The organism is uncultured Sutterella sp. (genome assembly GCF_937923675.1).
Lineage (GTDB): Bacteria > Pseudomonadota > Gammaproteobacteria > Burkholderiales > Burkholderiaceae_F > Sutterella.
This window is the reverse complement of sequence record NZ_CALDXB010000078.1, coordinates 13,230-31,397: the sequence shown is the minus strand read 5'-3', so window position 1 is coordinate 31,397 and position 18,168 is coordinate 13,230. Positions and strand designations below refer to the sequence as shown.

The following is an 18,168-nucleotide window of genomic DNA, read 5'->3' as shown; positions in this document are numbered from 1 at the left end:
GATAAAACTATACAGGGCTGAGCTTCAATAAATATTTGTAATCGTCAGCCCTGGGCTCGTCTCCAGCTTATCTTCCTTGCCAAGACTTTCGCTGGTACATTCGAAGATTTTCTCTATCTCACAAATGCCTAGCTGCAGCGGCGTCGCTGTCATGAGGAGAGTATTTTTCACGCGCGGCTGCCAATACTTGCTATAGATTTCGGCGCCGTTCTTCCCATTTGCCCAATTGTGAACTTCATCAATAATTGCAAAGCGCAAAGGCTTTGGAGAAGTCGGGAGCCTTCTGTCTAATTCCTCTTTGGTTTGAGCTTCCTCCTTCCTCAGGTCACGGTTGTAAATCACATAAATGACGCGTCTGCAGCGCTTCCGATTCCACAGCTCCTCGGACGGATCCAGCTCCTGATCCCAGATGCCCTCCTCGAGCGCCGTCTTTTCATTCAGGGGGTTGAAACCTTGCTCAGCATTCCTGATGCGCCTGAGCCAGGGCAGCACCGCAGCCGCAAAAATAACGAGCGCCAGAGCGGATTCACTATTCAAATCATGAATCTCTTCACCAGTCTCCTTGTTTTTCGTAAAGAAACCCCAAAGCAGCTTAGACAAATAGCGGCCCCGTGGTTTTGGTGTCTCCAAAATCTTCTTCACCAAATCTTTCTTCAGCGGAACCCAGCGCCAATCTTTCTTCTTCGTCATAGATCGCAAACGCTGCAAAAGTGAAGGCAGCTGCATGACCTCTAAGTCAGAAATATAGAGCGGCATTGCGTTCAGAAGCCGTGCTTCCGGTTCCGACAGCGTACTTTCGGATTGATCAAGCCATTTGATGATTTTCTTAATATTTTCACCACCATGATTCTTCAGATCTCTTTCACGTGAAAAGACTGAGAGAACATGCCTCAGGAAAACTCTGGCAGCCAGAACATCGTTCTCTGCATCTTTTGAGAGCGTGGAATCATCAACCATCCCGCTCTTGGCTATGGCGGTCATCAGTTTTTTGAGATGCGAAATCATCTTCTCGCTCTCGGCCATCGTCTTGCCGGCATCCCGCTTACAACTCTTGCTGAAAAACCTGAAAAAAACTTTTCCGCTTCCCTTCCCCTTATAGTTCTTTTGTGCCTCCAGACGCGACAGCAGCTCCTTGCTGCTGCCGACCGTTTCTATAGCAAATTCATCTCCATTTTTCACGTAGCTGCGCCGGAAAGTCTCAAGCTCATGCACCCATTTCCCGACGAGCATCCGCGTCGGCGCAACAATCAAACCCAGGGATTTGCCGTCATCACGGTAATGAAGTGAGTCATCTCTGTTGAGAAGTGAGAAAAGCGTAATCATCCCAACCCAAGTCTTCCCAAGCCCGACGTCGTCTCCGAGCAGATAGGTCTGCGACCGTCGATTTTTGCGGCTTTTGAATACCTGTTCTCTTAGAAACTCCGCTTCCTTGTACTGAAGCGCATAAGCCTCACGGAAAGCTCCGGAAGAAGAATCGTTTTGCGTCGCAAATACGCTCTCGCGACGCACTCCGTCTTTATCAAAAACCGGGTCGTCACCAGTTCCGAAGGCATTAGCATCAGCGCCCATGATTTTTGCTTCCATCTGAATTCGTCAATCCGCTCTGCGTTGTCTCTGCCGCAACAGCTTCTACAAGCCTTTCGTAAGCCTCCACGATCACCTGCAGAGTTGATTTCTGAGAATCCTCTTTTTTGGGAAACACCGGCAGAGCCGCGTCAAAAATACCATGCAGCTCCTTCACGGCATCGCGCCATGGCTGGGCTGCATCGGGAAAGCTGCCGGAGAGCTCCTTCTCTACGCGCGCCGCGAGCATCAGACACTCCCCTGCATAGAAGAGCTTCTCATCAACCGATTCCGTACGCTTTGTCCAGAGAGAAGCGGCAAGCGTAAACGCATGGGCCAGATCCGATCGACCGGCAGCAGCCTCATAATTGCCGTCATTTCCGGCAAGAGCAACCTCAAACCGCCCCAGGCTTTTGATCCAGCTCTGCATCTGAATCTCGGCATTCTCATCACGCCGCTCCCGAGCGTCAGACGAGCCATCCCCGACATCCGTTTTTCCGCAAATCTCTTCGCTCGACTCAAACCGGAGTGCCGCTTCGGCCTCTTGTTTTTGCGGATATCTCGTTTGCCCGCCAGCCGCCTGATCGGCGAGATAGGCAAACCAGTTCTCCGGCATCACGGCGCAGATAAGCTCCGCGCTGGCACACAAGCCTGCGGCAACATTGAAAGGCACCAGCACTTTTGCGCCGTCTTCAGGTTCCGAAGCGCTCCATTGAAGCGAGCGACTTGCGGCAAGTCTGGAGCGGAGATCGAGGCCGGACAAGGTCTTAGAAACCCAGACCGACCTGCCTTCATCCCTCGAAATCGGCGATACATCCAGACCTTGCCAGTCGAACTCGCCCTTCTGATCACTGGAATCCGCCTCATACGAATAAACGAAATGGCCGCAAAGGTCATCCGCACAGTTTGTCTCCGCATCATGCTCGAGCCAGACGTTCTTGAGACCCTGAGGAAAGAGGCAGGACGCATCCTCAATTTCCTCCGACGGATCTTCCGGCATGGCGCCATCACGCTTCATGGGCGAAGAATCGCCAATACCCGGCTGAACGCCGAGAAGCGATCCGACCCACGCCCGGCATTCTTCAGGCGCCGACATGCTGTTCGGGAAAACGACTCGCCCGAGCAGGCCCAGCTCTTTGTTTCTTCCGAGCCATGCCTTAGCGGTGAAGTTTGCGCTCCCGATGTAAAGAAGCCCTTCACCCGTCTTAGTCAGGAGCATCAGCACCTTGGCGTGAAGCGGACGCTCGGCGCCGCCGAGCTTCTTTTCGTCAGTCTCCCTCCAACGCGCAGCCAGGAGTCGGGCTTCCTCTTCTTCAATCTTTTCCGGAATCTTGTAGCGGAAAAAGGAGATCTCCTTCTGCTCGCAGTCGAACACGGATGCATTCCAATTACCGGTCTCAATCGATGAAAAAAAGTGACAGGTTTTGAGCCCCCGGAAAGCACCCCGAACCTCCGGGAAGATCTTTTGGCTCTGAGACGAAGAAGGCTTGTCGAAAAAAGGCGTGACGACAATCAGGGTTTCGAATGCGTCAGCCTCGAACCCGAATTCCTTTGCGGCGCGAAGAAGCGCATGCAGTCCCTTTCCTTCTCCCTGCTCGTCAGCGTAGCCTGACGAGATGAGCTTCAAAGAGCATGCTGGATTTTCATCCTTCGGGGGCAATCCGGTTAAGACCTTATTGAGGTCCGCAACATAGGACTTCAGCCCGAAGCTGCCCGGATACCGTCTCTCGTAATTCTCAAGCAAAAATGTCTTCCAGTCCTCGAAAACCGATCGAACGGCCGGATTTTCCTTTGAAAGCTCAAGCTTCACCAGCAGCTCGCGGTTTCTATAGAGCCCGGCCTCGGTGAAATTGAAGCTTCCGAGCGCAAGAACGGACGAACCGTCCTTGAGATTGAAGGCATAAGCCTTTGCATGGTGACAGGCAAAGCCTTTCGGGTCCCAGAAGTTCAACTCAAATCCCGCAGGGAGCTGCGTTGATGCTGAAGGAGATGACGGGTCGAAAAAGAGCACGCCCGGAATTCCCGTACGGAAGCAGAACGCCTCCTCCTCCTCCCCGCCCTCGACTTCCAGTGTTCCCTTCCTGGCAAACTGAGCCGCCAGCCTGCCGTCGAAGTTGTACGAGAGAATGAGCGAGCTCTCGATTCCACGAGGTTCGATCTTTGAAAGGATGCCGGCCAGAGACTCGAACTGAGTATCAATTTTCATCAGTTGTTGTCCTTTTGGTGTTCGTCCCGCCCGTTATCCTTCTCGAGGCCGATCCATCTTGCCAGCTTGCTCCAGTGCCAATCCAGAGAGGTATTTTGTCTCCAGATCGGAGTGCACTTGAAAATGTCAAAGTCCAGTCCGGAGACGGCTTCAGGATTGCTATGGATCTTATCAAAGAGCTCCTTGAATCGTGCGACTGCGTTGTTTGAACGCGGATCGCCCTGCGAGCCGGATTTGCCTGCAAGCGCCAGCCTTCCGGAGGGCATTCGAACGATAAGCGCCTCCTCGCCTTTGGAAAACCAATGCCGCTTCAGGACGGCCTCCAGAAGGGCCTTGTTCTTCGCGTCGTCCGTCGCGCTCTCCGGCAGGTTGTCGAGCTGAAGGGCTTGCCGGAGACTTTGCAGAGACGCCGTCTGGGACGACAGCGTCGGATAGAGGCAGGCGAGGAACTGTTTCCGCAGAGGCGTCAGCCACGGCGAGAATTGCTCAACGACTTCATCTGTTGAAAAGTCTGACCCGGAAGCGTTCGAGAGAATCATGGCGGCGAGCAGAAAATCCGCAAGTCTTGTGATGAATTCCACTTGCCGGCATTCCTGAAATATGAGCTCCATTTCACGCCATCCGCCTTCTTCATGACGTCCGAATTTTTTAGCCCACCACCGAAGGAGTTCTCCTTCAGAAAGACTCTCTCCTTCAGGAAGTTTGAATTCGCTCCGCACACGCTCCAGCTCGGCTTTAAAAGCTTGAGGGGATGAAGACAGCCGCTCCTCCAGACTCAGCCAGAGCGCTGAGAAAAAAGGACTATTTTGACGAGCAGCAGCGTCATCAAACCACGGCTTCCATCGTCTGAATGCTGAGGCTGCACCAGGCCATATATCCGGCCCTGCTTTGAGATTTTTGAGGGATTTTGCGCCAATCTTTTCATCGCGGAGCCAGATTTTAAGCTTGCGAACAAAACTATCTAGCAAGCTGCGCTGATCGTCTTCTTCGCTAACGAAGGACAACTCAACCTCAGGGAAGCTGCCTCGTTTTGTCCTAACAATGCCACAGCCTGCCAGACAGGATTGGTAATGCGCAGTGATCCCGTAGCCGAGAGTTCCCCAGATAGATCGGTCTGTTGCCGCCGGCAGCGGCAGACTACCCGTCTTTTTCCAGCGATTCCAATAGGCCCGAAAACGCTCCTGGTTGAGGACGCCTGCGAGCAGCTGTTCCTCTTCCGTTTCGTTGCAGCCTGCACTTTCAAGAACGGCCACGGCCCAGAAAAGCTCCACCGCCCGGTAGAGTCGGTTGGGAAGCATCCATTTCTGCTTGATGTCCTTCTCCTCCCGAAGCTTACTGATTGCAGACAAAAAGAACGCCGCGCGTTCTGCGTTGACACGACTGGGCGTCAATACGGTGAACATTGGGAACATTCTGTGCTGCAGGGCGCGCTTCACGCCCCTCCAGCCAAGAAGGTCGGCAGTAACCGACCTTGGGGGCGGCGCATAAGGCGTGGCGAACAAAAGGCTTTGAATGTCTGCACTGATCATGAGGCAACGGGTTGAGTCGGAATAAGAACGAAGTATCCGAAGATTATGGCCCGAATGCGCGATTCGATCGAGTTGCTCCGCCAAACCGCTGCTGGCGTGAGCTTATTCAGATAGGAGAAGCCGGGCTCTGCGGCATCGCCAGCACCATCAGAGTCTCTGAAGAGAACGGTGTGAACCTCTGAATCCGGTCAATGTGATCGCCCTTTGCCGCTGCAGGCATGAAAAAAGCGCACCGGAGGCAGAACCCGATGCGCTTCGCGAAGCGGCCCCGGCCGTATGCCCGGTCGGGATCCGCTCACAGCTCAAAAAGCCGCTTGAATTACTTGGCAGCGTGGATCTGAGCAAGTTCCTTGTCGAAGACCAGAAGCCCATGACCGTCCTTGCCGATGAGCTGAAGCTTTTCGAGGATGGTCCTGAAGAGCTTCTCTTCCTCATGCTGCTCGGAGACGAACCACTGCAGGAAGGTGAAGGACGAGAAGTCCTTTTCTTCGAGGGCGGCGCCCACGAGTTCGTTGATCGACTTCGAAATGAAGAGTTCATGGTCAAGCGTCTTCTTGAAGACGTCCTCGAGCGACTTGAAGTCGTGCTGCGGGGCTTCAAGGGCCGTTATCACCGGCATGGCGCCCGTGTCGCAGAGGTAGTTGAAGAGACGCTGCTTGTGTTCGAGCTCTTCCTTGGCATGCGCATAGAGGAAGCTCGAGGCGCCTTCAAAGGACTTCGCGCTCGCCCACGCCGCCATCTGCTGATAAAGGAGCGCAGAAAAGAGCTCGAGGTTCATTTGTTCATTGATCTTCTTAGCCAGCTTGGCAGAGAGCATTTTTAATTCTCCATAGAAAGGGGTCTCTAGCGTTAACCTCTAAGGGTTAATCGCTATTTCTTAATGACTGTGATTCTATTCCCGGACTCGGTAAGCGCCTCGCTTCCCTATTGATCCAAGGCACAAGAAAGACGTTTTCTATCGGTCATCCTCTTTCAGAAACGCAAAACGCCTCCGGGCGCCGATCAGGACGCTTTGCGGAGGCGTTTGGCTGCGGACAGCTGCGAAGGGGAAGAATTACTTCAGGTCAAACTTCTTGTCGAGCGTCTTCGTGAGATCAGCACGGAGCTTGTCGAGCTTCTCGGCATAGTCCTTATCGAGATTGCCCGGCGTACGGTCGTTGACGAAGCGCCCGAGGGTCTTCATGCCCCAGAAGCCGGCGGTGTCTTCGTCCATAACGCGGAAGGCGCCCAGGTACTTGTCCCAGATCGGGTTGGAATTCTTGCCGATGCCGTCGCCGATGTCGCCGCGGCCCATGCCGAGCCAGCCCGCGTTCATGATCGTGAAGAAGGCCTTGCCCTTGAGAAGACCTTCAAGGCCCTTGTCGGTATCCCTGTACGCCCACTTCTTCTGGAACACGCGCTCCATGTAGCCCTTCGTGATGGCGTTGGGCGTGTCATGCCAGTTCGGATACGCAAAGATGATGTAGTCGGCGGCGTTCACATACTTCTGCTCGACCGCCACGTCGGCCGGCGTCTCTCCGAGGCCGTCCTTCGCCTGGAAGAAGGTGTCGCGCGTGATGACCGGGTTGAAGCCGATCTCATAGAGGTCGCGGAGCTCGACTTCGCAGCCCTTGTCCATAAAGTGCTTCATCGCCGTGTTGACGAGGTCCCATTCCACGGATTCGTGGCGCGGATCGCCGACGACAAAGAGAATGCGCTTCGCCTTCGCGTCGCCTGCGGTGAAGCCGTTGGGCTTCACGGTCTGGCGGAGATTCTGCGGAACAACGGAAGCCGAAGTGACAGCGTCGACATTACCGATGGTCTGAGCAGCGTCGGATGCCTTCTTGGTTGCGCCCGACATGCCGTCCGGAGCGGCAAAAACGAGGGGAGACAGCGCAGCAAGAACCAAGCCCGTAAGGAGAGTCTTCTTCATTTCAGAAATCTCAGTTTGATTTTTTTGGAGACATGACAGGTTCGTCCGAACCTGCCGGTCCAGAGAAACCCAATGCGACGGCGAACGTTGAGGATGCCGGGACCGCCTGTGGGAATTGAGACGGCAGTCCGCGAAAGCATCTAGCCTGGGCAGAAAAACAGCGCTTCTTTTCGGAAGCATCCGAAAGAAACGGTGGAGCTATTTTGCACGCTCCGCCGGCTGCTCGAAAATCGGAAAAACCCTCAGGATTGTCACACAGGCGACAGTTGAGACAATGTGGTGCCCATGCCTTCCGGGAAAAGCCCGCATTGCCTTATTGCCGCTTCCCTGAACTCAGGGTGAAGCGCGAGAAAATGCTCGACCTTCATGGCGAGCTTCACGGCATTGAATTTTTCAGGATTGAGCTTTGCTTCCCCGAAGAGAATGGTCTTGCGATCGATGCTGAGCGCAACCAGATCAATTTCATTCTCCCCTCTTTTGTCCCACCAGGCTCCGGCTTCAATCCACTCGCCGGAACTCAGGCAATCCTCCCGATACCAGCTTTCGAGCGCCCTCCCGAGATAAGTCGGGAGCGCCCCGAGCGTTTTTTCGATGAGCACCCCCCAGCGATTGGCTTCCGCCAGCGTACGGCTCTCAAGCGGATCCACGAATTTGAGCCAGAAATGGAAATACGGATCGGCCACCCTATAGCGCGAATTCCGCGTCCCGGCCTTTGCGCCGAAAGGAATGTTCTTTTCGAGAAGTCGAAATTGCTCAAGCCTTGAGATATATGGAGAAACAATCGTGTCAATGCCGTCCTGAATCTCATTCCACCTCGTCTTCCCTGCCGCCGCTTTTTTCAGGATCTGAAGATAGATGGGAGAATCCGCCCGAAATTCATTCGCGAGATAGATTGCTCCCTCAGAGCGAAGCCATCCGCCGGCATTGGAAAAAATGAATTCCACAATCTGCCGCTGAGTCAGCGCCTCTGCCTCAATGAGAAGCTCCAGATACTTGGCAACGCCTCCCGTGACGGCATAGAGCGTCAAAATGTCCTTCGGAAGAAGATCCGGAGCTTCATTGCGGAGAATATCCAGGATTTCCCGCGGATTGAATGGCTTCAGCATCAGCTGTCCGGAAAGACGCCCGAATAACGGCTGACTCGACTGTCCGAAAATGGCCTCCATCGCAGAAATGATGGAGCCGCTCATAAGAAGCAGCAGCTGGCTTTTGTCTTTTTTCGTATCCCAGATTCTTTGCAGCTGGCTCCAGAATGCCTTATTGATCTGATTCAGATTCTGGCATTCATCGATGATGCAGACCGCCGGCCTCTCCGCTGCGAGCTGCATGAGATAACCGATGACCTCCTCCGGGCGGGCGAGCGCCGGCGGGTATTCCACCGCGAAGGCGCGACAGACCTCGCCGAGCCAGGCGCGGGCGGTTTCCGACTCATCCACATTGGCATCTGCGAAGAAATAGAACACAGGCAGGCCGCAGTCCTCAAAGGCCCTGAGCATCAGCGTCGTCTTCCCAACCCGGCGGCGGCCGATCACCGCCACCATCTGGGAGGTCCTTCGCTTCTGAACAATCGAAAGAAACTGGTGGAGCGCCTGAAGCTCCGCTTTCCTGCCGTAAAACGTCCGCATGGTCTTAATAACATAATTTAAATTATCATACAGTGATTGTATGTTAATTCAGATTATGTTGTGGAGAAGGCGGCAATCCGCAGAGAATCTCCGGCAGGCATGAAAAAGGCGCCCATGAGAGAGCGCCTTTCTACAAATCTTCAGCCAATCATCGATTGAGGTCGATCAGATCGCCGATGGCGTAGAACCGACCGTGACTTGCCGCATGCACGGTGCGAAGCGACGGGTCGGCAGATTCGAAGCGCCAGTCACCGCCCTCCGTTGCGACGCGGTCGTCGGCATAGCAGGCAACGACTTCTGCGAGGAAGAGGTCGTAAGTTTTCGCAATGCGCTCTTCCGGAATCACCTTGCAGATGAAGTAGGCAGGCGACCCTTCGATGAGCGGAATGTCGCAGCCGGGGGCCTTGAAGAACCGGCCCGGGCACTTGTCGAGCTTTTCCTTGTCGTCGTTCTTTGAAACGGAACCCAGATACTGAGCAGATTCCACATTCGCGCGGGAGACCAGGCTGATCGCGAAGAAGCCGCTCTCCTCGAGGAGCCTGCGGGTGTAGTGCTCGCGCGAAAGAACCACCGTCACCTTCGTGGGGTTGAGGTCGAGCGCGCAGTTCCAGGCCGCCGTCATGGCGTCCTCATCGCCCTTATTCGCGGCGGAAATAACAGCCGTTGCGCCGATGTTCATGAGTCCGTAGGCGCTGTCGACGCTGATGGAACGGAGGTGTTCAGGAAAGTCGATGAACTTCGTCATGTGATGTCCTTTCAGAAAAGCATGCAGAGAAAACCTGAAGCAAAGAAGCCTTTAGAGAATCCGGGTCAGATCCCGCCTTCCACGAGCCGCTGAGCCTCCGCCTCGCGCCTTTCCATCAGGCGCGCATAGCTGCGGCAGTGCTCCATCCAGGCCTCGATGTCGTTCGAGAGATATTTGTCGCGCTCGTGGCAGAAGGTGAGCTGACGGTGAAAGCGCTCCGGAAGCTGGACCTGCGCGACGAAGCGCCCGTAATACGGGTCGTTCAGCACCCGGCGGGACATATAGGTGAGTCCGAGGCCGAGGAGGACCGTGCGCAGAATGGCGTCGAAGCTGTTGAGTTCGGCGATCACCTCGACGTGCCGCAGACGCTGGCGGACCTGGGTTTCAAAGAAGTCGCGCGTGGAGGATCCCTTTTCGCGAAGAATCCAGGAGGCGGTTTCAAGTTCCTGGTAGCTCACGGGACGCCCGGTGAGGGGATGGTCCTTCGGCGCCACCACAACCATTTCATCCGTCATCCAGGGCGTGGTCACGAGATCCGTGTCCGTGACGGGGCCTTCGATCAGCGCAACGTCGAGTTCAAAGCGGGAGAGCTTTTCCGCGATGATCCGCGTATTGGCGATGACGGCGGCAGGGGTCCACCCGTGCGCGTCGCGAAAGCCCCTCAGGAGATCCGCAATCATGAAGGTGCCGATCGTGCGCGTGCAGCCCACCCGGAACTGGCAGTAACGGCGGCTCTTTCTGAAGAGATCTGAAATATCGTCGGCGCGATGAACCATCTCATCGGCCTGAGGCATCATGCGGCGCCCTTCGGGCGTGAGGAAGATTCGTCCGCGGTTGCGGTCGAAGAGCTGCACGCCGAGCCTGGCCTCAAGCTCGGAAAGCGCCTGCGAAACCGCACTCTTGCTCATGGAGAGGTACTCTGCCGCCGCACCGATGTTCTCGGCCTTGGCAATGGCAAGGAAAACCTGAAGCTGTCTGAGCGTGATGGGTACCACGAATGAATTCCTCCGTTGATGCGGCCTCTCGCCGAAGAGCCTCTCCGGAAAGCGGTCTGTGGATGTTAGCAAACCCGGCACTTTTCTCTGCATCGCCTGAAAGCTTTCGACAACGATCAGGCAAGAAAAGGCAAGTTAATTTTATCGAACAATTTTACCTATTTTGTTCGAATTTACTTTACAACCCATTGGTGGTTGTTCTACTCTTCGGGCTTTGTGCGCCAGACGCACATTTCATTTGTTCGCCACTCCGGGCCTCTCCATCCATGCTCAAGGCTTTTCCTTCACGGTTTCGCAGTCTCCCCACTCCCATGGCCGGGCTTGCTCTCGGCATCGCCAGCCTGGGCTGGTGTCTGGAAAATGCGCTTCCCCTTCATGGCTGGGGACAGATTGCAGGAGCGGTCATTGCGTCCTCGCTCCTCTTTCTTCTCGTCTGCCGCTTTGCGCTTCACGCCGACACGCTTTGGGCTGACCTGAAGCACCCGGTGGTCGGGTCCATCGTGCCCACCTTCGCGATGGCGCTCATGGTGATTTCCCGCGCGCTGCTCGACGCGCTTCCGAAATTCGCCGTCGGCCTCTGGCTCGTCGCCGTCCTCCTGCACCTCCTCGCCCTCATCTTCTTCGCCTGGTTCCGCTTCCACGACAACGTGATGGAAAAGATGGTGCCCTCCTGGTTCGTGCCGCCCGTCGGCATCATCGTCGCCGACGTGTCCTTCCCCGGCGTTCCGGAACTTCTGCCGCTTGCTCAGGTTCTCCTGGTCGTCGGCCTCGTCTCCTACGCGATCATGCTCCCGACGATGCTCTACCGCCTCATCTTCCTCCCGCAGGTCGCCAACGCCGCCAAGCCCACGATCGCCATCATGGCGGCTCCGGCATCGCTCTCGCTCGCGGGCTACCTCTCCGTTTCAACGGAACCGCACCTCCTCCTCGTGGCGCTTCTCTTCGGCATTGCCATCCTGATGACCTTTGCGATCTACTTCGCGTTCTGGCATCTCCTGAGGCTGCAGTTCTCGCCCGGCTATGCGGCCTTCACGTTCCCGATGGCGATCGGCGCCACGGCGCTCTACAAGCTCGCAGCCCTCATGGGGACCTTCAACGGGATGGGAGAGTATGTGAGCGAACTGCGCTGGCTTGCGCACTTCGAGCTTGCCGTCGCGGCGGTCGTCATTCTTTACGTCTTCGTTCTCTACCTCAAGAATTTCAAGGCCTTCTTCGCGATCCATTGAACGACAGAGCGCGAAAGCAAAAAAAATGTCCCGTCCGAAAGAATCGAGCGGGACATTTTTTCGCTTTCGTCTTCCGTCTGCATCCCTGCAGACGGAAGGAAAACGCCTTCAGCTTCGCCGGAATCAGGCCGGAGTCTTCTCCACGGCAGGCTTTACTTCAGACGCGGTCTTCGCGGCCGGAGCGGCGGCTTTCGGAGCCGAAGCTTCCTTCACGGGAGCAGCAGAGGCTGCGGGAGCTGTCTTAGGGGCCGGAGCAGCAGCCTTGGGCGCTGCGGCAGGAGCGGCGTTCGGCTTCGCTGCGGCCGTCTTCGACGCGGGCGCAGCGGGTTTCGCCGCAGCGGCAGGAGCCTTCACCGCGGCCTTTTTGGCCGGAGCCGGCTTGGCAGCTTCCGCTTTGACGGGAGCAGCGGTCTTTGCCTGAGCCGCAGCAACAGGCTTCGCGGCCGCCTTCTGAGGCGTGCGGCGGGCGGGAGCTGCCTTGGGCGCCGCCGTCTTCTTTTCAGCGAGCTTCTTTTCAGCAGCCGCTTTTGCAGCCGGCTTCTTAGCAGAAGGAGCCTTCACGGCCTTCTGAGCCTTTTCTGCCTGAGCCTTCAGCGCTTCGGCGCGCTTCAGGGCTTCGACTTCCATCGCGAAGGGAACGAGAACGCGCTTCAGGATGGCGACACCTTCCTTCAGCTCCTTCTTCTTGATGATGAGGGGCGGGCAGAGACGGATCGTCGTGCCGCCGGCCGTGAGGATGATGAGGCCGGCTTCAAGCGCCGCCTTCTGAATGTCGCCGAGGCGCGAACGGAGTTCGGGGATCAGTTCGCAGCCGTCAAGGAGGCCCATGCCGCGGACAGCCGTAAAGACATGGAGTTCGTCGTTGACGCGCGTGAGCTCCTCGCGAAGGAGCTTGCCCTTTTCCATCACCTTGGCGAGGAATTCAGGCTTCGAAATCTTTGCGACCACGGCGGAGCCCACGGCGCAGCCTAAGGGGTTTCCGCCGAAGGTCGAGCCGTGGGTGCCGGCCTTGAAGTGCGCGGCGATGTCGTTCGACGTGAGAACGCAGCCGATCGGATAGCCGCCGGCAATGCCCTTCGCTGTCGAGACGATGTCGGGACGAATGCCGATCTGCTCGTAGGCGAAGAAGGTGCCCGAACGCGCGCACCCCGTCTGGACCTCATCCATGATGAGGAGCGCATGGTGCTTGTCGCAGAGTTCGCGGACGCGCTTTGCGAACTTCGGGTCAACCGGCAGAACGCCGCCTTCGCCCTGCACGGGCTCGAAGATGACGGCGCACGTGCGGTCAGAAATCTGCTTCTCGAAAGCCTTGATGTCGTTGAAGGGCAGATGCGTGATGGCGCCGGGACGCGGCCCGAAGCCGAGCGAATACTTGTCCTGTCCGCCCACGCTCACCGTGAAGAACGTGCGGCCGTGGAAGCTGTGCGCGAAGGAAATGATTTCATCCTTCTTTTCGCCGTACAAATCAACCGCGGTGCGGCGGGCAAGCTTCAGGGCGCATTCATTCGCTTCGGCGCCCGAGTTCGTGAAGAAGACGCGGTCGAAGCCCGTCACCTTCGTAATCTCAGTTGCAAACTTAAGGGTCGCATCGTTCGCGAAAACGTTGCTCACGTGAATGAGACGGGCGCTCTGCGCTTTAAGCGCCTTTCTCACGGTCTTCGGCGCATTGCCGAGCGAATTGACGGCGATGCCGCCGCCGAAATCGAGATAGGAGCGGCCTTCGCTGTCGTAGAGACGGCACTTCTTGCCGCGCACCAGAACGAGGTCCGCGGGTTTGTAGCACGGAAACATGACCTGATCATAGGTCGCGCGCGTAACTTCTGTCATTGTTGAAAAAATCCTTTGGTTGTCAAAAACGTTGGTCCGATCGGGACGCTGATCCGCGGTCAGAGATTGAATTCGTAGGCGAGCTCGTCGCAGCGTTCACGCTTATTGCAATTCTCGCAGTCCTTGAGAATTTTTTCCGGCAGCGCTTCGATGGTGGTGAGCTTAAAGCCGCAGCGCTCGAAGAACTTCGGATTGCGCGTGAGCACGAACACTTTAGCAATATCGAGACGTCTTGCGCGATCGAGCAGGTACTCAACAATAGCGCGTCCCTGGCCCTGGCGCTGCACCAGCGGAGAAACACCGAGCGAGCGGATCTCCGCGAGGCCCGAGTCGTAGACGAAGAGACTCGCGCACCCGACCATCTGACCGTCGCGCACGCAGACCGCGAAGGAATCAATGCTGCGGATGATGTCGGCGCGCTTTCGCGGCAGGTTTTCGCCCTGCTGAGCCCAGTAGCGCACGAGCCCCTCGACGTCGTCGACGTCTGAGAGACGCCCCTGGCGGATGAAGAAGGGCGCGCGGTCGCGGTTGACGAGGATCTGGCTGAGCGCCTTCGAAAGGTAGGAAAGCTCGTCTGGGGTGATGTTGCGGTTTCTGAGGAGATTCACCGCCTCGTCGTAGAGATCCTCAAAGGGCGTGCCTCTGAAATTCTTCTGCGCTTCCTCGGGGAGCATCACGCCGAGCGGGGAAATTTCGCCTGCGCGCTCCTTCGGAATCATGTGAAGGAGCGTCTCCGGAACGCCCGGAACGATGGGAATGGTCCTCTTCTGCGGCTCTTCGCTTTTATTCATCATCTTCTAAAACAAAAAGGCAAGGGGTTCAGGGGTGACTGAACGCATCGGAACTCAATGCCTGAGTGCTTGGCCGCCCTGAGGGAACCGGGGGTCCGCCCTCGCTGAAGCGCGCGTGCTCAGGCCTACTACTCACCTTCGCCGCCCTTTACATGGAAGACGAATCAGAATTCGATTTTATGGACGGTTAATCACTACGCTTAGGTGATTTTGCATAGCTCAATTTGATTAAGACCAAGAAAAAGGACATAAGCGCAGGAATATTTATGACTGCGTTATGTCCTCGCCTTATGAATTTACATTTCTTCCTTGATTATCAATCAATTGAATAATAATTTAAAGATTGATCGATAATACGTCGGAGCTCAGTCGATAATCGTCTTTCTATTGTCGACAATTAACTTCTGCAGACGGTTCCGGGGAACTTCCCTTCCGAGAGGAGTCGGGGAACCGCATCATCAAAGATGGACGCGATCGAGACCGGCGCTCCGGTTGCCCGGGAAGCGGCAAAAGCCGCATTCATCTTGACGACCATGCCGGCCGTAATGACGCCGTCGCGGACCAGCACTTCCGTGCTTTCGGGCGTGAGCTCCGGAATCAGCCGCTTGTCGCCGTCAAGAACGCCCCTGACATCGGAGAGAAAGATGAGGGGCGCGCCGAGAAGCTCCGCAATCGAGAGCGCCGCATCGTCGGCATTGATGTTCCAGAGGCGCCCCTCTGCATCGAGCCCGACCGAAGAAATCACCGGAAGCCACCCGGCATCAAGAAGCGACAGGAGCCGTGCGCGGGCCTCGTCATTTCCCGCGGCCGACTTCGCCACGCGTCCGAGTCCCGGATCCTCCGGAAGGACGGTGCACATTCCGCCGTCCGTGACGGCAAGCCCCAGGGGCGAGAGGCCGGCGCGCACAGCAGCTGAGCGGAGCGCCAGACTGCAGGTGCCGGCGAGCGACCCGGCAATGAGAGGCATCTCCTCCGCAGGACTCACGCGAAGTCCCCGCACGCGCCTCACTTCAATGCCGAGATCCGCCATGAGGCGGTCGACGGCGACGCCGCCGCCATGCACCAGCAGGAATGCGCGTCCCGCGCTTTTAAGCTCCCGGCAGAGGCGTTCGAGTTCCTTTTCCGCGCCGAGCGCCTTGCCGGACAGCTTGACGACAAGGGGCGCGGCGTTCTTTTTCTCTTCCATGGCTCCTTCCTCTCTTATAGAAAACGGCTGAGGTGCGGCGATGCACTCAAACGAAGAATCCCGCGTCTTCCGGGATCCCGAGGCGCAGATTCATTGCCTGCACCGCCTGGGAAGCGGCCCCTTTAAGAAGGTTGTCGATCGCGCTCACGATGACGATGTAGCCCGTGTCGGAGACCTTGAAGCCGATGTCGCAGTAAGGCTGATTGACGACGTCGTCGAGCTTCGGGAGCCCATCTCGCACCCGCACGAAGGCGCGCTCAAGATAAGCGCTCTCATAGGCCCTCCTGATCGCCTCCTCGCTTGCACCGGGCGCGAGCCTCGCCGTGATCGTCGCGAGGATGCCGCGCTTGAAGGCGCCAAGATGCGGGTTAAAGATGACCGGGACGCCGCCCAGGTGCTCCTCGATTTCCGGGCGATGCCGGTGCGTGAAGATACCGTAGGCCGAGAGGCTCACTTCGCAGAAGGCGTTCGAGAGCTTCGCCTTTCTGCCGGCGCCCGAGACGCCCGACACCGCGTCGATGACAGGCGGCATGGAGAGATCAAGAAGCCCCGCGTCGATGAGCGGACGGAGCGCGAGCTGCGACGCCGTCGGGTAGCACCCGGGGAGCGAAATCAGATTGGTTGCGCAAAGCCTCGCTTCATCGACATATTCCGGAAGCGCATAGACCGCTTCCCCGAGAAGCTCCGGATGCGCGTGCTCGAAGCCGTAGTGCTTCGGATAGAGCTTCGGGTCGGAAAGCCTGAAGGCGCCCGAGAGATCGAAAACCTTTACGCCCTTTTCGAGGAAGACCGGCGCGAGCCTTGCGCTTACCTCGTGCTCGGTGGCAAGAAAGACGATTTCGACATTTTCGGCTGCGGCCTCCGGGTCCGTGAGGGGCTTGAGCCTCAGATTCGTCCTGCCGCAAAGCCTCCCGTCAATCTCGTGGATTGCCTTTCCGGCATCGGCGCTCTGCTCGGACACATAAAGCGCCGTAACCGTCACCTCCGGGTGGTCGAGAAGAAGCCGGAGAAGCTCAGTTCCGGCATAGCCGCTCGCACCGACAATAGCGGCCCGAAGCTCTTTGTAGCGGTAGTAGTCATTCATTTTGAAAGCCTTTCAGAAGGGAGGGCGCCCGGCGCCGGCGGCACGCGATATCAGCGTTTTGCCTCATGGATCTTGATCGTTCAGACCGAGGCCCGCAGGGAGACGAGCCGGGTTCATGCGTTTGCTTTATGTTTCGAAGAATTGAATCTTGCCTGATGTTCCGCAGGAAGCGATGCTTCCGGTCCGTCAGCGCCTCCAGAAACAAGCGAGCATCCGATGTCCGTCATCTCTGATTGTCTGCACTACCTAGAAAAACTCGTCGCCTTCAATACCGTGAGCGACATTGCGCACGAAAGCGACCAGCCGAACCGCCCGCTCATCGACTGGGCGAAGTCGGAATTTGAAGCCATGGGCTTCGAGACGCGCGTTTTCGAATACAAGCCCGGGAAAGCCGATCTTTTTGCCTTCAGGGGCCCCATGACCGGCCGCACGACGCCGGGCGGACTTCTCCTCTCCGGACACTCCGACACGGTGGGGTGCAACCCGGAACTCTGGACGAATTCGCCCTGGTCCCTGACGGTCCGCGACGGAAAGGCCTACGGGCTCGGCTCCTGCGACATGAAGGGCTTCATCGCGTCGGCGATGGCGCTCGCCCGCCGTCATCCGGAAGCTGCCGCAAAAGGCTTCGGCGTTCTCATCACCTGCGACGAGGAAACGTCCATGGCGGGCGCCCGCTCAGCCGTTCCGGAATTAAAGAACCTCGGCGTCATGCCGCAGCTCGCCGTTGTCGGCGAACCCACCGAACTCTCGCCCGTATTCGGCCACAAGGGCTACATGGGGCGTGCGATCATCATCCGGGGGCGCGGCGCCCATTCGTCCGACCCGACACAGGGGATCAATGCCGTCAAGACTGCTGCACTCGCCGTGGAGGAACTCAACAACCTTGAGGCGCGCCTCAAAACGCGGCGCGAAAAGGAGTTCGATCTTCCGGGGCTTCCGGGCGTGCCCTACCCGACCCTCAACATCGGCTCCATCCGCGGGGGCGACAACGTGAACCGCGTCTGCGCCGAGGCGCGGCTCGAGTTCGACATCCGGCCGCTCCCGAAATGCAATGCCGCGGAAATCCGCGGAATGCTCGACGAATCCATGAAGCGGCTTGCCGCCGCCTCTCCTGCGTCGACAACGCTTGAAGTCCTCTACCCCGATCTCGATCCCTTCATCAACCCGGATCCCGTGCTCAGATCCCGCATCGAAGCCATTGCCGGGCGAGAAGGGTCCTTCGTGAGCTACTCGACGGAAGCCTCGTTCCTGCAGCAGCTCGGCGCCACGGTGGTTCTCGGCCCGGGGTCAATCCGTCAGGCCCACGGCGTCGATGAATACATCGAGCTCACGGAGCTCGAAAAAGGCATGACGATGCTCGAAAAGCTCTGGGCGGAATTCGTCCGGTAAATGCCGCACCGCAGCCGCTATCGGTTCTAATCTAGAAATGAATGAAGCGGCGCCTCCCGAATCTTCCGGGAAGCGCCGCCTGTCATTTTT

General features: G+C 57.3%; 14 protein-coding genes. 2 read left to right on the top strand and 12 right to left on the bottom strand.

Annotation, left to right across the window (positions count from 1 at the left end; genetic code table 11):
- Positions 1-24: 24 nt before the first annotated feature.
- From Q0106_RS08635 to Q0106_RS08600, 8 genes are all read right to left on the bottom strand, one after another.
- Positions 25-1,584, bottom strand: a complete 1,560-nt coding sequence (locus Q0106_RS08635; protein ID WP_297611642.1) for a hypothetical protein — start codon at positions 1,582-1,584, stop codon at positions 25-27.
- Entirely contained in the window at positions 1,559-3,769 is a 2,211-nt protein-coding gene (locus Q0106_RS08630) for a hypothetical protein (protein ID WP_297611639.1), read from the bottom strand. The genes Q0106_RS08635 and Q0106_RS08630 overlap by 26 nt, the downstream gene beginning before the upstream one ends.
- Positions 3,769-5,298 (bottom strand): hypothetical protein, encoded by a 1,530-nt coding sequence (locus tag Q0106_RS08625; protein WP_297611636.1) that lies wholly within the window; start codon positions 5,296-5,298, stop codon positions 3,769-3,771. Before Q0106_RS08625 ends, Q0106_RS08630 begins: the two co-directional genes overlap by 1 nt.
- A gap of 319 nt (positions 5,299-5,617) precedes the next feature.
- Positions 5,618-6,115 (bottom strand): non-heme ferritin, encoded by a 498-nt coding sequence (gene ftnA / locus Q0106_RS08620; RefSeq protein WP_152159228.1) that lies wholly within the window; start codon positions 6,113-6,115, stop codon positions 5,618-5,620.
- A 237-nt stretch (positions 6,116-6,352) separates the two neighbouring features.
- Entirely contained in the window at positions 6,353-7,210 is an 858-nt protein-coding gene (locus tag Q0106_RS08615) for an NAD(P)H-dependent oxidoreductase (protein WP_297611632.1), read from the bottom strand.
- A gap of 251 nt (positions 7,211-7,461) precedes the next feature.
- Positions 7,462-8,835 carry an ATP-binding protein gene (locus tag Q0106_RS08610; protein ID WP_297611628.1) on the bottom strand — a complete coding sequence of 458 codons (1,374 nt, stop codon included), beginning with the start codon at positions 8,833-8,835 and terminating at the stop codon, positions 7,462-7,464.
- A gap of 148 nt (positions 8,836-8,983) precedes the next feature.
- Positions 8,984-9,580 (bottom strand): flavin reductase family protein, encoded by a 597-nt coding sequence (locus Q0106_RS08605; RefSeq protein WP_297611624.1) that lies wholly within the window; start codon positions 9,578-9,580, stop codon positions 8,984-8,986.
- A 65-nt stretch (positions 9,581-9,645) separates the two neighbouring features.
- Complete coding sequence (locus Q0106_RS08600) at positions 9,646-10,575, bottom strand: LysR substrate-binding domain-containing protein (protein ID WP_297611621.1); 930 nt, start codon at positions 10,573-10,575, stop codon at positions 9,646-9,648.
- Positions 10,576-10,886: 311 nt separating this feature from the next.
- Here Q0106_RS08600 and Q0106_RS08595 point away from each other — a divergent pair, with 311 nt between their 5' ends.
- Positions 10,887-11,801: a TDT family transporter gene (locus Q0106_RS08595; protein ID WP_226963305.1), complete on the top strand. Its 915-nt coding sequence runs from the start codon at positions 10,887-10,889 to the stop codon at positions 11,799-11,801.
- A 123-nt stretch (positions 11,802-11,924) separates the two neighbouring features.
- Here the strand turns inward: Q0106_RS08595 and Q0106_RS08590 are convergent, their stop codons facing one another.
- The 4 genes from Q0106_RS08590 to argC all read right to left on the bottom strand — a co-directional run bounded on the left by Q0106_RS08590 (position 11,925) and on the right by argC (position 16,689).
- The gene (locus Q0106_RS08590; RefSeq protein WP_366139501.1) at positions 11,925-13,628 is read right to left on the bottom strand and encodes an acetylornithine/succinyldiaminopimelate transaminase; all 1,704 of its coding nucleotides are present in this window, start codon (positions 13,626-13,628) and stop codon (positions 11,925-11,927) included.
- A 59-nt stretch (positions 13,629-13,687) separates the two neighbouring features.
- Positions 13,688-14,422, bottom strand: coding sequence for a GNAT family N-acetyltransferase (locus Q0106_RS08585; protein ID WP_297611616.1), 735 nt, complete (start codon positions 14,420-14,422; stop codon positions 13,688-13,690).
- A gap of 394 nt (positions 14,423-14,816) precedes the next feature.
- Complete coding sequence (locus tag Q0106_RS08580; RefSeq protein WP_297611613.1) at positions 14,817-15,605, bottom strand: acetylglutamate kinase; 789 nt, start codon at positions 15,603-15,605, stop codon at positions 14,817-14,819.
- 46 nt (positions 15,606-15,651) lie between these two features.
- Positions 15,652-16,689, bottom strand: a complete 1,038-nt coding sequence (gene argC / locus Q0106_RS08575) for an N-acetyl-gamma-glutamyl-phosphate reductase (RefSeq protein WP_297611610.1) — start codon at positions 16,687-16,689, stop codon at positions 15,652-15,654.
- Between the two features lie 216 nt (positions 16,690-16,905).
- On the opposite strand from argC, the gene argE reads away from it, so the two are divergent.
- Positions 16,906-18,078 carry an acetylornithine deacetylase gene (gene argE / locus Q0106_RS08570; protein ID WP_297611607.1) on the top strand — a complete coding sequence of 391 codons (1,173 nt, stop codon included), beginning with the start codon at positions 16,906-16,908 and terminating at the stop codon, positions 18,076-18,078.
- Positions 18,079-18,168 lie beyond the last annotated feature (90 nt).